Origin of the sequence: Faecalibacterium sp. OF03-6AC (assembly GCF_003478175.1) — a bacterium.
In the GTDB taxonomy this organism is placed as follows: Bacteria; Bacillota; Clostridia; order Oscillospirales; family Ruminococcaceae; genus Faecalibacterium; species Faecalibacterium taiwanense.
This window is the reverse complement of the sequence record NZ_QUEN01000006.1, coordinates 123,217-137,351: the sequence shown is the minus strand read 5'-3', so window position 1 is coordinate 137,351 and position 14,135 is coordinate 123,217. Positions and strand designations below refer to the sequence as shown.

The 14,135-nt window shown below is 53.8% G+C and carries 13 protein-coding genes, 1 tRNA gene and 2 pseudogenes; 13 read left to right on the top strand and 3 right to left on the bottom strand.

Features of this window, described 5'->3' with window-relative positions; genetic code table 11:
* Positions 1 to 50: 50 nt before the first annotated feature.
* The 3 genes from DXA66_RS08750 (at position 51) to DXA66_RS08740 (ending at position 3,105) form a co-directional block, all read left to right on the top strand.
* A complete protein-coding gene (locus DXA66_RS08750; protein ID WP_118528233.1) occupies positions 51 to 2,153 on the top strand; it encodes an S-layer homology domain-containing protein in 2,103 nt (700 codons plus the stop codon).
* Positions 2,153 to 2,932, top strand: a complete 780-nt coding sequence (locus DXA66_RS08745) for a ComF family protein (protein ID WP_118528231.1) — start codon at positions 2,153 to 2,155, stop codon at positions 2,930 to 2,932. The genes DXA66_RS08750 and DXA66_RS08745 overlap by 1 nt, the downstream gene beginning before the upstream one ends.
* A gap of 95 nt (positions 2,933 to 3,027) precedes the next feature.
* Positions 3,028 to 3,105: transfer RNA gene (locus DXA66_RS08740), tRNA-Pro, on the top strand.
* Between the two features lie 133 nt (positions 3,106 to 3,238).
* On the opposite strand, the gene DXA66_RS08735 is transcribed toward DXA66_RS08740, so the two are convergent.
* Positions 3,239 to 3,661 (bottom strand): site-specific integrase, encoded by a 423-nt coding sequence (locus DXA66_RS08735; protein ID WP_243089071.1) that lies wholly within the window; start codon positions 3,659 to 3,661, stop codon positions 3,239 to 3,241.
* Positions 3,662 to 3,667: 6 nt separating this feature from the next.
* Between DXA66_RS08735 and DXA66_RS14565 the strand changes: the two are divergent.
* Positions 3,668 to 3,781: pseudogene (locus tag DXA66_RS14565) on the top strand (DUF6061 family protein); the annotation flags it as partial.
* A gap of 77 nt (positions 3,782 to 3,858) precedes the next feature.
* Here DXA66_RS14565 and DXA66_RS08730 read toward each other — a convergent pair.
* Together DXA66_RS08730 and DXA66_RS08725 are read right to left on the bottom strand one after the other, a co-directional pair.
* Positions 3,859 to 4,968 (bottom strand): phosphotransferase enzyme family protein, encoded by a 1,110-nt coding sequence (locus tag DXA66_RS08730; RefSeq protein ID WP_118528229.1) that lies wholly within the window; start codon positions 4,966 to 4,968, stop codon positions 3,859 to 3,861.
* Positions 4,969 to 4,986: 18 nt separating this feature from the next.
* Entirely contained in the window at positions 4,987 to 5,853 is an 867-nt protein-coding gene (locus DXA66_RS08725; RefSeq protein ID WP_097778323.1) for an AraC family transcriptional regulator, read from the bottom strand.
* A 416-nt stretch (positions 5,854 to 6,269) separates the two neighbouring features.
* Between DXA66_RS08725 and DXA66_RS08720 the strand changes: the two genes are divergently transcribed.
* The 9 genes and pseudogenes from DXA66_RS08720 to DXA66_RS08680 all read left to right on the top strand — a co-directional run bounded on the left by DXA66_RS08720 (position 6,270) and on the right by DXA66_RS08680 (position 14,117).
* Positions 6,270 to 7,640: a carbohydrate ABC transporter substrate-binding protein gene (locus DXA66_RS08720; protein ID WP_097778322.1), complete on the top strand. Its 1,371-nt coding sequence runs from the start codon at positions 6,270 to 6,272 to the stop codon at positions 7,638 to 7,640.
* A gap of 111 nt (positions 7,641 to 7,751) precedes the next feature.
* Entirely contained in the window at positions 7,752 to 8,636 is an 885-nt protein-coding gene (locus DXA66_RS08715) for a carbohydrate ABC transporter permease (protein ID WP_097778321.1), read from the top strand.
* A gap of 11 nt (positions 8,637 to 8,647) precedes the next feature.
* The gene (locus DXA66_RS08710) at positions 8,648 to 9,544 is read left to right on the top strand and encodes a carbohydrate ABC transporter permease (protein WP_097778320.1); all 897 of its coding nucleotides are present in this window, start codon (positions 8,648 to 8,650) and stop codon (positions 9,542 to 9,544) included.
* 11 nt (positions 9,545 to 9,555) lie between these two features.
* Positions 9,556 to 9,747 carry a hypothetical protein gene (locus DXA66_RS08705; protein WP_097778319.1) on the top strand — a complete coding sequence of 64 codons (192 nt, stop codon included), beginning with the start codon at positions 9,556 to 9,558 and terminating at the stop codon, positions 9,745 to 9,747.
* Between the two features lie 18 nt (positions 9,748 to 9,765).
* Complete coding sequence (gene gnpA / locus DXA66_RS08700) at positions 9,766 to 11,925, top strand: 1,3-beta-galactosyl-N-acetylhexosamine phosphorylase (RefSeq protein WP_118528227.1); 2,160 nt, start codon at positions 9,766 to 9,768, stop codon at positions 11,923 to 11,925.
* 149 nt (positions 11,926 to 12,074) lie between these two features.
* A pseudogene (locus DXA66_RS14670) lies at positions 12,075 to 12,260 on the top strand (type I restriction enzyme endonuclease domain-containing protein); the annotation flags it as partial.
* Positions 12,241 to 12,414, top strand: a complete 174-nt coding sequence (locus tag DXA66_RS08690; RefSeq protein WP_242959392.1) for a hypothetical protein — start codon at positions 12,241 to 12,243, stop codon at positions 12,412 to 12,414. The pseudogene DXA66_RS14670 and the gene DXA66_RS08690, both read left to right, overlap by 20 nt.
* Positions 12,415 to 12,449: 35 nt before the next feature.
* On the top strand, positions 12,450 to 12,659 hold the full coding sequence (locus tag DXA66_RS08685; RefSeq protein ID WP_243089070.1) for a hypothetical protein: 210 nt from the start codon (positions 12,450 to 12,452) through the stop codon (positions 12,657 to 12,659).
* A gap of 438 nt (positions 12,660 to 13,097) precedes the next feature.
* The gene (locus tag DXA66_RS08680; RefSeq protein ID WP_243089069.1) at positions 13,098 to 14,117 is read left to right on the top strand and encodes a hypothetical protein; all 1,020 of its coding nucleotides are present in this window, start codon (positions 13,098 to 13,100) and stop codon (positions 14,115 to 14,117) included.
* Positions 14,118 to 14,135 lie beyond the last annotated feature (18 nt).

The window sequence follows — 14,135 nt, the reverse complement described above, 5'->3', positions numbered from 1 at the left end:
CAGCCGGCGTTGCGCCGGACTGCCAAACACCAAGGAAGGGGAATATACCTATGAAAAAACGTCTTTTCGCATGTCTGCTTGCAGCATGCCTGGCTGTATCCGTGCTGGTGCTTCCGGCATCAGCAGCCAGCCTGAACAACTCGGCCATCCAGACGGCCATCACGCTGGGCGCTATGGATACCAGCCAGACCGGCAGTCTGGATGCTGCCGTCACCCGCGGTGCATTTGCCAAGATGCTGGTCTCCTTTTCGGCCTACCGCGAAAGCGCCAGCCAGCAGGGTAATCTGGGCACACTGTATAAGGATGTGCCCGGCAGCTCTCAGTGGGCACCCTATGTGCGCATTGCGGTGCAGCAGGGCTGGATGAACGGCTATACCGATGGTACATTCCGCCCGGATAATGTGGTCACGCTGGAAGAAGCCTGCACCGCAGCGCTCAAGCTGCTGGGCTATAAAATGACCGACCTCAACGGCGTGTTCCCGACGGCACAGCTGAACAAGGCGCAGGAACTGGGCCTGCGCAACCAGCTGAACCGCAGCCAGAGCGAGGCCATGAACTATGAGGACTGTGCTCTGCTGCTGTATAATACCCTCACCGCCAACACCGCTTCCGGCAGCGCTTACGGTACCAGTCTGGGCTTTACCGTCTCCAATGGCCAGGTGGACACCTCTACCGTGATGCTCAAGAGTCTGAAGGGCCCCTTTGTGGCAGCGGAAGGCACCCAGCTGCCTTTTACGCCGTTGAGCGTGTACCGCAACGATAAGGTCTCGGCTTCGGCAGAGTTGAACCGTTACGATGTGTATTATTACAGCGAGAGTCTGCAGACGGTATGGATCTATACTCGCCGTGCTGCGGGCCGCATCACTGCGGTTTCGCCCAGTGCAAGCGCTCCCACGGCGGTTACAGTGGCGGGCACCAGCTATAAGCTGGGCAGCACAGCAGTGGCTTCCAAGGTGTCCAGCCTGAACGGCGGCGGCGTGGGCGAAGTGGTTACTCTGCTGCTGGGCATGAACAATGAGGCGGCGGATGTTATTACCGGCGCAGAGGCCGACGAGGTGTTCTACGGCGTGGTGCAGGGCGCAGCCCGCAGCCTTGTGGAAGATAACGGCGCGGATGTGCTGCAGCGCGTGGCTGTCATGTGCACCGATGGTGTTCAACGCACTGTGAATGTGGACAAAAGCCTGAACTACCCCAAGGGCTGGCTGGTAGAGATCCGCGTAACGCCGGAAGGCGAGTCCGTGAGCGGCATCGAGAACAAGGTCGTTGCCGGCAAGGTCAATGCAGATGCAACGGCACTGGGCAGCTATGCCCTTGCCGACGATGTACAAATTCTGGATACAACTGCGGAGGGTGTGGCTGGGACGGTTCGTCCCAGCCGCCTAGCGGGGACAGACCTGAATCTTCTGAACGTCCGCTACTATACGCTGAATGAGAAGGGCGAGATCGACCGCCTGATCCTGAATGATGTCACCGGCGACCTGTGGACCTACGGCGTGCTGGATGATATCAAGAATGTGGCAGTCAACTACTCGGAACTGCAGACGCTGGCCAAGATCATTTCCACCGGCAAGAGCGACAGCACGGATACGCAGGATAAGATTGTGGACGACCTGAAGGATGTTCTGGTGCCCACCACCAGCGAAGTGCTGTGGGGTGTGATCAACGGCGACATCCTCTCCACTCTGTGGCAGAAGATCACAGCCAACACGGATAGCCTGCTCAGCCTTGGTCTGCGGCAGGTGGGCAGCCTTGTAGGCGAACCGTATGCGTCCATCTTCCGCTATATTGGCGGCGGTGCTACCTATGTGTGCTATGTCAATGGTTCGCAGGTAGCTTTCACCACCAACGTCAAATATCCGGTGCTGGTAGGCGGTGTTGCAGCCCGCAGAGAGACGACCGGCAGCGTGCGGACGATGGTCCAGCTCATGCCCATGAAGATCGATCAGGTGGGTGCAGCGTCGGTCATGAGCAACGGCACCCGCTTTGAGATGGCGGACGACGCACAGGTGTATCTGTGGTACAAGGGTCAGTACTACGCCACCAAGCTGACCGAGGTCAACTCGGAGGGCTACTACCTGACCGGCTGGTACGATAACTTTGGCTGTGCTGCGGGCAAGCGCGTGCGTGTGATCGTGGCCGTTAAAAAGGACTGATGGATTATTACAGCGTCCCGCGCCGCATTCTGCGCGGGGCAAGGCAGTTGGTGTACCCACGCCGCTGCCCGTTTTGTGATCGGGTGCTGGGCAGTGTGCCTGTCTGCCCGGATTGTGCCGCAGAGCTGGAAGAGCTGCGCCGGAAGCCAGGAATGCGGCTGGACGCTTCTCAGCATTATTTAGGGGAACTGACCGGTGCAGCAGCACCGTTCCGGTATGAGGGCTGTGTGCGGCGCGGCATCCTGCATACCAAATACCATGCTGCACCGTGGACAGCGGTGGAGCTGGGCCTCTGGCTGGCAAAGCTGGCCTTTGGCAGCGAGATGCATATGGCCGGTGCAGAACCGGTGCCGGAGCTTGTGGAAGGCATGTCCCTTGGGTACGACTGCATCGTTCCCGTACCGGCATCCGGCAGAGCGCGCGGCTATAATGTGCCGCAGCTCATGGCGGTGCCGCTGGCCCGCGCACTGGGGGTACCGCTGTACCCGAAAGCACTGGGACGCACTCGTGCAAAGCGGCATCAGGCGGGCCTGCCCTTTGAGCAGCGCCTTGCCAATGTGGCGGGTGCCTTCCGGGTGACGGATACGGAACTTGTGGAGGGCAGAAAAGTGCTTTTGGTAGACGATGTGATCACCACCGGTGCCACGGCAGCAGCCTGCACACAGGCGCTGCTGGCAGCCGGTGCCGAAAGTGTGTTTGCAATTGCACTTGCCACTGTTGAATTTGAAACGTTTCCCGCAGGGAATCAGCCGCTGCAGGAAAACGAGCCGGAGTTTTGAAAATTTATTTGCAAAAAACTGGCAGAAAAAGCTTGACAAAACACCCTGAATCAAGTATACTAATTGAGCTGTGAGCGATAACCGCTTGCAGATATCCGGGTGTAGCGCAGTTTTGGTAGCGCGCTTGAATGGGGTTCAAGAGGCCGTGAGTTCGATTCTCGCCACTCGGACCATAAATCCAACGATTTCACGTTAGAAATCGTTGGATTTTTTGTTTATAGCCTGGCCTCATTTGGTTTTGACCACAATTATGACCACAATGCCAACGATTTTATCTGGTCTAATTAGTGCTGTTCCGTCCAATTTTCAAGCCGAAAACGCCTCGCTGAACAACTGGATCGCACTCTGCCGAATGGATTCCTGAACATGGAGATAATGCTCAGTCATCTCGGTGTCGGCATGGCCTACGATGCTCTGGATGGTCTGGATGTCCACGCCCAACGCCTGCATCTGCGACACATAGGTGTGGCGGCAACTGTGGGGCGTGAGCAAGCGGACATCGCCCGCTTCTTCCAGAGATTTGCGGAACACATCCCGGAAATGGGTGGGGTTGCAGGGCAAGCCGGTCTTGGGGCTTTCCCAGATGAACTGGTCGGTGGTATCCCGCAGCTTGATGGCACAGGGGCGGACATTCAGCGGCACCGGAATATCCCGGATACTGTCTTTGGATTTCGGACTGCCGATGCTGACCGTACCTTTTACGACCTTTACGATGCAAGAGCTTGTCATTTCAATATGGACACCGGCTGCGTGGAGCTGCTACTCCGGGATGGCAGAAAAATCTCTATTGACTGCACCGGGGTCGAGGATGCGCTGGACGTGACCATGGCGCAGAGGCCGGAGTTGGACTAAAAAGAAGCATGGACGCCCCCGAAAAGGAGAGCGTCCATGCTTCTTGCTGTATCCGAATGGAGGAGATTGCGAAATCAGTGATTGTCCGGGCAGACGATTTCCAGCATCTGATCGAATACATCTTCCATCTGTCGTACCAGCGTGAACTGGGTGCGGGCACGGTCGAGGTTGTGGTTCGGGCGGGCAATATGGAAATAATGGTCGCCCTCCAGATAGTCGGTCAGGAAACGGATGCCGCATTCCAACGTCATGAGTTTGGCACCCCAAGCAAGACTCCTTTTTTCAGCTGTGTGCATGGTGGAGCCAGCAGTGGAAAGATAGCCTTTGGCAAACACTTCATACAGATGCAGGTCAAAGTGGACTCTGCTCTGGTCGGGTTCGTCCTCGGCGCAGTCGTTGGCACCGGTGCGGATGGAATCGCCGAAATCATAAGCCGACAGACCCGGCATCACGGTGTCGAGGTCAATGACACAGATGCCTTTGCCGGTGGCTTCATCGAGCAGAACATTGTTGATTTTGGTATCATTATGGGTGACACGCAGCGGGATCTCACCAGCGGCCAGCTGATCCAGCAGAACGTGGCAGTCCTTTTCCCGTGCATGGATAAAAGCAATCTCCGGCGCAATGGTTTTGGCTCGACCCAGTGCATCGGCTGCAAGGGCTTTTTCAAAGTTTGCGTAACGGTTGGGCGTATCGTGAAAACGTGCAATGGTTTCGTGGAGGGTGGAAGCAGGATAATCGGCCAGCTGGTTCTGGAACTTGCCCAGTGTTTCTGCCACAGTGCGGAAGTCTGCCTCACAACCGACCTGTTGCAGACAGACGGTATTCTCTACAAAATCATAAGCTCTCCATGCATTGCCTTCCGTGTCGATATAGTAGGATGCACCGGACAGAGTGGGAATGACGTTCAGGCATTCCCGGCCAGGATCGCCGCCCTCTGCCTGAATCTTTGCCCGTAAATGCCGGGTCACGCCACAGATATTTTCCATCAGTCCTGCTGGATCGGTGAATGTATCGGTGTTGATGCGCTGTAAGATAAAGCGTTTGGTATGATCTGCCCGCCAGACCACAAAGGTGTCATTGATGTGGCCCTCACCATAGTGGTGTGGATCGCAGACCATCGGCCCACCAAAATCAAAGGCGGATGCAGCAGCGCAGAGAATGGGTTCGGTGACAGGTTTCATTTGAAGTTCCTCGTTTCTTTATCTTTCATGCCGTTTTGCCGGGGCAGGGCGTTGTCCCTGCCGTACCTGACGGCGGTATTCGTTGGGAGTCAGCCCCTCCGCTTTGCGGAAGCACTGGGAAAAATAGCTGGGGGACGAAAAGCCCATCAGTTCGCTGATCTGAGCCAAGCTGTAACCTGTATTGCCCAGCATATATTTGCTTTCCTCAATGCGGCGGCGATTCAGATAGGTGATGGGAGAGATGCCGTACTCCTTTTGAAAGGTGTGGGCCAGATAATATTTGTTGATGTGTGCGATCTCTGCCAGACGGTCAAGTGAGATGTCCTCTCGGAAGTTGCTGTCCAGATATCGCTTGATCTCTACACACTCCCGGCTGTCAGACTGTGGCGTTTCTTCCACCTGCAAAGAGAGCGTTGTGCAGCGTACCAGCCAGATCAGCAGCACCTCCAGCAAGTCCTGACAGACGGTTTCGCAGCCATCCAGACTGCGGTCGGCTTCGGCAAGCAGCATATGCAGCAGAGTGACCATCCGTTCCCGGTTTTCACGGCAGTTGAAGATAGCATAAGAAGATTCAGCCTTGCCGAATAAGATCTCAATGCCAGCCACACCCAGAACGATATATTCAAGCGGTGAAGCGTTCAGACTCAATTCCGTGTGCTCCACCTGTGGATTGACGATGACCATATCATCCGGCTTGACCGGGTACAGCTGCCCGCTTAGGTAGAACTGTCCTTCTCCGCTCAGGCAATAGAACAGCTCCGTGCAGGAATGGGTGTGAGCCGTGCTGTTCCAGTCGCCGCCGAATTTGCTTTTGCTGATGTACAGCAAGCGAAAGGACTCACGGGGAGCGGGAGCATGACGGATATCAAAGCGTTCGGTGCTCATAACAGGCTCCTTTACAGCGAAACGCAATAAACATAAAAATAAAAACAAGAGACTAAAAATATAATCGCAAAACCGATGCGTTGAATCGTGCGTTTTTCTCATTATAGGGGCAAAGAAGAAAAAATGCAAGCCCTGATTTTGGACAGGATAAATATTTTTGATGCCATTAAAGAATAAAAATATGTCAAACTGGTTACAAACGGGAAGAATGTACCAAAACAGACGGGACGAATTTAGCGCTTTTGCTGAAAGAAATTTCTAAAAAGCAAGATTTATAAAAAACGAAACAACAAACATCTTGTTGCAAAGGGTAAAAACCTCTATATTGAAATCAATAAATCACACGACCCTCTCGGACAAAACCTGTTTGTCCCGGTTGTGGTTTTGAACGGAATCTTTATGATGGAGGATACACTATGAAACGCATTTCTCGTCGCAATTTCCTGAAAGCGGCTGGCGTGGGTGCCGCTGCACTGGGGCTGGCCGCCTGCGGCAGTTCTTCCAGCTCTACCGGTTCCAGCACGACTTCTTCGGCTGCTGCCTCTGCCACGCCTGCGGAGGATGTGACCATCAAAGTCGCTGCCATTGAGACCGCTTACGGCTCCGAGATGTGGCAGAAAGTCACCGAAGCCTTTACCGCCCAGACGGGCATCAAGGTGGAACTGACCACCGACAAGAACCTGGAAGATGTCATCGGCCCCTCCATGCAGGGCGGCGACTACCCCGACGTGGTCCATCTGGCTACCGGCCGTGAAGCTGCTCTGACCGAGCAGTTCATCAAGGGCAACCTGATCGCTGACATCACCGATGTGCTGAGCATGACGGTTCCCGGTGAGAGCAAGAAAGTCAGCGAGAAGATCGCCGGCGGCTTTACCGATACTTCTCTTACCAACCCTTACGGCGATGGCAAGACCTATCTGGCTCCCATGTTCTACAGCCCCTGCGGTCTGTTCTACAACGCAGGGTTCCTGAAAGAAAAAGGCTGGGATGTGCCCACCACATGGGATGAAATGTGGGAACTGGGTGACAAGGCGGCTGCGGAGGGCACCTACCTGTTCACTTACCCCACCACCGGCTACTTTGATGCATTCTTCTATGCGCTGATGTATGCAGCAGGCGGCCCCGACTTCTTCAACAAGGCGACCCATTATGAAGAAGGCATCTGGGACACTGCCGAAGCACAGACCTGCTTTGACATCGTGACCAAACTGGCCTCCTACACCAACCCCATCACTCCGGCACAGGCGAACGATCAGGACTTTACCCAGAATCAGCAGCTGGTGCTGGATAACAAGGCTCTGTTCATGCCCAACGGTACATGGATCGTGGGCGAAATGGGCGAAGCTCCCCGCGCGGATGGCTTCGAGTGGGGCATGACTGCTCTGCCTGCAGTCAAGGCTGGCGGCGATCAGTACAGCTATACATGGTTTGAGCAGGCATGGATTCCGGCAGGTGCGGAGCATCTGGATGCTGCCAAGCAGTTTGTAGCCTACCTGTACAGCGACGAAGCCTGCAAGCTGTTTGCCGAAAGCGGCGCGATCCAGCCTGTGCTGGGGATTGCCGATGATCTGGACGGCGACAACAAGATGTTCTACTCCATCTACGACAACGGCGCAAAGGCAGCTATGGGCAACTTTGCTTCCTTCACCGCTATCCCCGGTGTGGAAGTCCGCACGGTGTTCTTTGACCCTGTCAACTCTCTGGTTTCCGGCAGCACGACGGAACAGCAGTGGATCGATGGCATCAAGTCCGCCAGCGACCAGATGCGCGCCAACATCATCGAGTAAGAACGAAGCTGCATCCGAAAACAGCTTCCAAGGCCCTGCCCAGCGGAGGCGGTTTTGACCGCCTCCGCTTTTTTGGGTTTCTGGATTCCAGTAGAAAGGAACGGTTTGTCTATGAAATCTGACAAAAGCCGCAAACGGTTCGTGTTCCTCTGTGTGGCACCGGCCACCATCCTGTTTTTCATTTTTATGATTTTGCCAACCCTCAATGTGTTCCGCATGAGCCTGTATGAGCGTGGAGCCTACTCGCCAAACGAAACCTTTGTCGGGCTGAGAAATTTTCAGCATCTGCTGAAGGACACCCAGTTCATCCGCTCCATGCAGAACATGATCCTGCTGGTGGTGGTCGTTACCATCATCACCTTTGCGTTTGCGCTGGTGTTTGCAGCCATCCTGACCCGCGAAAAAATCAAGGGGCAGAATTTCTTCCGCATCATTTTCTACATCCCGAACATCCTGTCTGTGGTCGTCATCTCCGGTATCTTCTCTGCCATCTATAAGCCGGAGAATGGTATGCTGAACAGCATCATCGGGCTGTTCCGGGATATGACTGACCCTATCCTCTGGAAAGGCGAAAAGCTGGTCATTCCGTCCATCATCATTGCAATGGTCTGGCAGGCTGTGGGCTACTATATGGTGATGTATATGGCTTCCATGTCCTCGGTGCCTGCCAGCTTGTACGAGAGCGCCAATCTGGACGGAGCGGGCCGTCTGACCCAGTTCTTCCAGATCACGATTCCGCTGGTCTGGACGAACATCCGTACCACCCTGACCTTCTTTATCATTTCCACCATCAATATGGCGTTCCTGTTCGTCAAGGCGATGACCAGCGGCGGGCCGAACGGTGCCTCGGATGTGGCCCTGAACTATATGTACAGCCAGAAAGATGCAGGTCTGTACGGTTACAGCATGGCAATCGGTGTGGTTATCTTCCTGTTCTCGTTCGCTTTGTCTGCCTGTGTCAATCGTGCCACCAGCCGTGAACCGCTGGAATTTTAAGGAGGAAAAACATGAAGAAAACGGAAGAAAAATCCTCCCGTTCGGCGGAGGGCCTGTACAAATTTTTCATCTATTTTGTACTGATCCTGCTGGCTGTGACGATTATTGTGCCGGTGGCATGGGTGTTTATGGCATCCATCAAGCAGAACTCAGAGTTCTACGGCAATCCGTGGGCACTGCCTGCCGGATTCTACTGGCAGAACTTCGTCAATGCGTGGAATGGAGCCAAGATGGGCGAATATATGCTCAACTCCGTTCTGGTCACAGCACTGGCTCTGGTGCTGTTGCTGGTGATTGCGCTGCCGGCAGCTTACTGCCTGTCCCGTTTCCGGTTCAAGGGCTGCAAGCTGCTGAACACGCTGTTTATGGCAGGTCTGTTCATCAATGTCAACTATATCGTAGTTCCCATCTTCCTGATGCTGCGTGACGGTGATGTGTGGCTGAAAAACCATATCGGCAGCGGCTTTTTGCTGAACAACCTGTTCGTTCTGGCGGTCGTGTATGCAGCTACGGCACTGCCCTTTACCATCTATCTGCTGTCAGGCTATTTTGCCACTTTGCCCCACGACTTTGAAGAAGCAGCCTACATCGACGGTGCCAGCTATTTCTCTGCAATGACCCGTATCATTTTCCCAATGGCGAAGCCGTCTATCATCACCATTATTCTGTTCAACTTCCTGTCTTTCTGGAATGAGTACATCATCTCCATGACCCTTATGAGTTCCACCAGCGCACCCCGTACTCTGCCGGTGGGTCTGCTGAATCTGATGCAGGCTCAGCAGAGTGCTGCGCAGTACGGCACCATGTACGCAGGTCTTGTGCTGGTGATGCTGCCTACTCTGATTTTGTACATCTGTGTGCAGAAGCAGCTGACGCAGGGCATGACGGTGGGCGGCTTGAAAGGATAAGGTGACAAAACATGAAAACATTCTGGAAAACACATCCTGCCCTGCGCATCGTGCTGATGATCGTGCTGTTTGTGCTGTCCATTGCATTGGTTGTGGCAGGCTGGAAAATGACCGGACAGCTGGCAGGGCTGGGCATCATGCTTGTGGGCGTGGCACTGCTGCTGGCGGTACTGGCCATTTACAACGCAACCTATCAGGATTGAGGATAAGAGAGGAAAACTATGGAAGATAAGTGCAAGACCGGGCGCGTTACCATTCCGACCGACCTGGATGTGGTGCCCGAAACGTTGGAGATTCTGAAAAAGTGGGGTGCGGATGCCATCCGTGACTGCGATGGTACGGATTTTCCGCAGGAACTGAAAAATGCCGATGCAAAGATCTATTCCACCTATTATACCACGCGCAAGGATAACGCATGGGCCAAAGCGAACCCGGACGAGGTGCAGCAGTGCTACATTATGACGGGTTTCTACACTGCCCCCGGCGAGACCGTGACCATCCCTCTGATGAAAGGCATCAGCCCGGAGCTGATGAAAGTGAACGATCACGATGACATCACCCGCTGGTGGGAGGTCATGGATCGCTCCACGGGTCAGCCTGTGCCGCCAGAACAATGGAGCTATGCGGATGGCAGCGTGACCGTGCAGGCGGTGCCGTTCCATGAGTATACCGTGAGTTTCCTTGCCTACCTCATCTGGGATCCGGTGCATATGTACAATGCCACCACCAACGGCTGGACGAATTTCGAGCATCAGATCACATTTGATGTGCGCCAGCCGAAAACCCACAAATATTCGATGGAACGTCTGCGAAAATTCATTGCAGATCATCCGTATGTGAACGTCATCCGCTATACCACGTTCTTCCATCAGTTCACCTTGATCTTCGATGAACTCAAGCGGGAAAAATTTGTGGACTGGTATGGCTATTCTGCTTCCGTCAGCCCATATATCCTCAATCAGTTTGAGCAGGAAGTGGGTTACAAGTTCCGCCCGGAGTATATCATCGACCAGGGCTACTACAACAACCAGTATCGTGTGCCCAGCAAGGAATACCGTGATTTTCAGGCGTTCCAGCGGCGCGAAGTAGCAAAGCTGGCCAAAGAAATGGTGGACATCACGCACGAGTGCGGCTGCGAGGCGATGATGTTCCTGGGCGATCACTGGATCGGCACCGAGCCTTTTATGCCGGAGTTCAAGACCATCGGGCTGGATGCCGTGGTGGGCAGCGTGGGCAATGGCTCCACGCTGCGTCTGATCTCCGACATCGAGGGCGTGAAGTACACGGAAGGACGCTTTCTGCCTTACTTCTTCCCGGACACTTTCCATGAGGGCGGCGACCCGGTGAAAGAAGCCAAAGAAAACTGGGTCACAGCCCGCCGTGCCATCCTGCGCAAGCCCATCGACCGCATCGGCTATGGCGGCTATCTGAAACTGGCCTTGCAGTTCCCGGAGTTCGTGGATTATGTAGAGAGCGTCTGCAAGGAGTTCCGCGAACTGTACGAGAATATCAAGGGCACTACGCCTTACTGCGTCAAACGGGTGGCTGTGCTGAACTGCTGGGGTAAAATGCGGGCATGGGGCTGTCATATGGTGCATCATGCCCTCTACTACAAGCAGAATTACAGCTATTCGGGCGTGATTGAAATGCTTTCTGGCGCACCGTTTGATGTGAAGTTTATCAGCTTTGAGGATATCAAGAACGATCCGAAGCTGCTGGAAACGGTGGATGTCATCATCAATGTAGGCGATGCCGACACCGCCCACACTGGCGGTATCTGGTGGGAAGACCCGGAAATCTCCTCCGCCATTCGCCGGTTCGTCTGGAACGGTGGCGGCTTCATCGGTGTTGGAGAACCGTCCGGTCATCCATATCAGGGTCATATCCTCCAGATGGCCAGTGTTCTGGGCGTGGAGGAAGAAAATGGCTTTACCCTGAACTACGACAAGTACAACTGGGAAGAGCATCCAAATCATTTCATCTTGCAGGATGCTGACAAACCCATCGACTTCGGTGAGGGAAAGAAGAACATTTATGCCCTGGAAGGCACGGAAGTGCTGGTGCAGCGGAATAAGGAAGTGCAGATGGCGGCGCATGATTTCGGCAAGGGACGTGCCGTATACATCAGCGGTGTACCGTATAGTTTTGCCAACAGCCGCACCCTTTACCGAGCCATCTTGTGGAGTGCCCACAGCGAGGATGAACTGCACACTTGGTTCAGTTCCAACTACAATGTGGAAGTCCATGCTTATGTCAAAAATGGCAAGTATTGCGTTGTGAACAACACGTACGAGCCGCAGGACACCACCGTTTACACCACAGACGGCAGCAGCTTTGCTCTGCATCTGGATGCCAACGAGATCAAGTGGTATGAGATCTAAGTTCTCCTTTTCATAAACGAACACAACGGGCTGCTCTGTTACCAGAGCCGCCCGTTGTGTTTTCTGTATCTGCCGATAACTCAACCTGTGTCAATCGAACGCTGCAATGGAGATGGCTGGGAACGCAGAAATTCAGTAATGCGAGCGTAATAGACCTGCAGAAAAAAGAAACCGCTCGTGCCAGTATGCGGAAGATGGTGAAGCACCTCTTGAAAAAGTATAAGTATCCATCGGAAGATTATGATACGGCAATCAGCACGGTCATTGTCGAGATTTTTATATCCGTTATCAGGAGTATGTGGAGAGGTGGAGACCATGCGAAAGCTGACATTTGAAGGTTTTTTGAAGCAGTATGTGGCAGAGCTTTCCGGGGTTCAGACGGCAAGCGCCCATAAGCTGGCAGATCATATGGCTGAAAATCCCCGCCTGAAAGAACCGCTGTTCCTCTATGCGCTGGCCTTTGATAAAGTGGATTGGTTACTTCGCTAGACGACTTGGAAAAGCTGACTGATGCGGTGAATGGCATGAACACCAACATCAAGCTGACGATTCAGCAACTCGAAAACACAAACAAGAGCCTTGAAATTGTAACGGCTCAAAACAAAAAACAGGACGACCGCCTGACTGCGCTGGAAAAAGCCCCAGGAACACTTGGAAACAAACTTTGGTGGGCTGTAATTGCGGCGTTGGTTTCCGGCCTTGTGGCCTATGAGCTGACGATGATTCTGCACTGAAATGAAAATCTCCCGCTGGCAATCCGAAAGACGGAAAGCTGGTGGGGGATTTTTTGTTTGCCGGAATGGTTACAAAAATATTACAGTTTACGCAGACCGGCGACCATCGGCGGCGCGGTAGGGTTCAAAAAGCAAAAAATACTTTGGCGCAGCATAAATGCGAAAGTTCGTCTGTGGAGCTTTTTTGTTTGCCCACAGCGTGGTCAGAAAATGAAAAAAGAATGCAAAATGCGGTGTGCTTGAAAAATGTCAGGACGGGATTTTTGTAAAAAATGTAGAATATCTTGCCGGAAACTGTGCATTCTCTCCAACAAAAACTGCCAAAACGTGTTGATATTGAGAAAAAAGCTTCACAAACGTTTACAAAAAGGTAACAGGTTGGTATACTTTATGGTGGTAAACGTAACAAACCATGGAAGCTGAAAGGAGAACCTACCCGTGAATACCGCTGCACCGTCCCGTAAAAAACTGCTGAGCCTTGTGCTGACACTGGTGTTTATGCTCACCTGCCTGCCGGCTGCCTTGGCGGTTGATCTGAATGTGGACGCAGGCTTCTACTTCAAGCAGAGCCGCGGCGGCACCTGCACGCTGGCATCCGCAGCCATGATGCTGCGCCGCCGTGCTTATTTTGATGGCCTGACCGACTGGTCCACTGTGACCGAGAACAGTGTCCGTTCCACAGCATGGTCCAACGGGCTTTCCCACAGCTTTACATATAAGGAGATGCAGGTGGGCTACGGCACACTGCCCTCCCGCAAACAGGAAAAAGTGCAGACCCTGATTACCCTGCTTTCGCAGCACCCGGAGGGCATCGTGCTGTATGACCGCGGCCAGCCCCATGCAGTGCTGCTCACCGACTACACCAACGGCACCTTCTATTGCTCCGATCCGGCAGGCAATATCTCTTCCGGACGCATCCCGCTGGAAAACTCCAGCGTTTCAGTCAATAGGTCCTCCTGCTACTGGTATGTGGCATCAGATCACAACTCCATTGCTGCAGAGGCTGACGGCCTGCGTCTGGAAGGCATGAGCTACCCCATCAATGTTCGTGCGGGCAAGGGCATGGCACTGACCGGCACTGCAAATGCTGCGCTGGGCACCACCCTGACCAATGTGCAGGTGGCAGTGCTGGACGAGAACGACCAGACGGTGTTCACTGCACAGGCAGCACCCAATACGGCAATCTTCTCCTTCAAGTCGCTGGACAGCTCCATCCGCTTTGGTGAACTGCCCGCAGGCAATTACACCTACATGGTGGTCGTGACCGATTCTCAGGGCGATAACCTCTGCTTTACCAGTGACTTCACGGTTTCGGATGGCTCGGCAAGCAGCGGCGTTTACTGGTCGGTGAAGGATACCGAGGGCACCAAGCTGCTGGACAGCATTCAGGAGGTTCAGGATGCCTTTGCAAATGCAACTGAGTCCACTCTGGGCTGGTTTGGCGGTCTATTCCAGTAAAATCATAAACGAAAAAAA

Coding starts and splice junctions, on each gene's coding strand:
- DXA66_RS08750 (WP_118528233.1), top strand. CDS start 51: ATGAAAAAACGTCTTTTCGCATGTCTGCTTGCAGCATGCCTGGCTGTA.
- DXA66_RS08745 (WP_118528231.1), top strand. CDS start 2,153: ATGGATTATTACAGCGTCCCGCGCCGCATTCTGCGCGGGGCAAGGCAG.
- DXA66_RS08735 (WP_243089071.1), bottom strand. CDS start 3,661: ATGACAAGCTCTTGCATCGTAAAGGTCGTAAAAGGTACGGTCAGCATC.
- DXA66_RS08730 (WP_118528229.1), bottom strand. CDS start 4,968: ATGAAACCTGTCACCGAACCCATTCTCTGCGCTGCTGCATCCGCCTTT.
- DXA66_RS08725 (WP_097778323.1), bottom strand. CDS start 5,853: ATGAGCACCGAACGCTTTGATATCCGTCATGCTCCCGCTCCCCGTGAG.
- DXA66_RS08720 (WP_097778322.1), top strand. CDS start 6,270: ATGAAACGCATTTCTCGTCGCAATTTCCTGAAAGCGGCTGGCGTGGGT.
- DXA66_RS08715 (WP_097778321.1), top strand. CDS start 7,752: ATGAAATCTGACAAAAGCCGCAAACGGTTCGTGTTCCTCTGTGTGGCA.
- DXA66_RS08710 (WP_097778320.1), top strand. CDS start 8,648: ATGAAGAAAACGGAAGAAAAATCCTCCCGTTCGGCGGAGGGCCTGTAC.
- DXA66_RS08705 (WP_097778319.1), top strand. CDS start 9,556: ATGAAAACATTCTGGAAAACACATCCTGCCCTGCGCATCGTGCTGATG.
- gnpA (WP_118528227.1), top strand. CDS start 9,766: ATGGAAGATAAGTGCAAGACCGGGCGCGTTACCATTCCGACCGACCTG.
- DXA66_RS08690 (WP_242959392.1), top strand. CDS start 12,241: ATGCGAAAGCTGACATTTGAAGGTTTTTTGAAGCAGTATGTGGCAGAG.
- DXA66_RS08685 (WP_243089070.1), top strand. CDS start 12,450: ATGAACACCAACATCAAGCTGACGATTCAGCAACTCGAAAACACAAAC.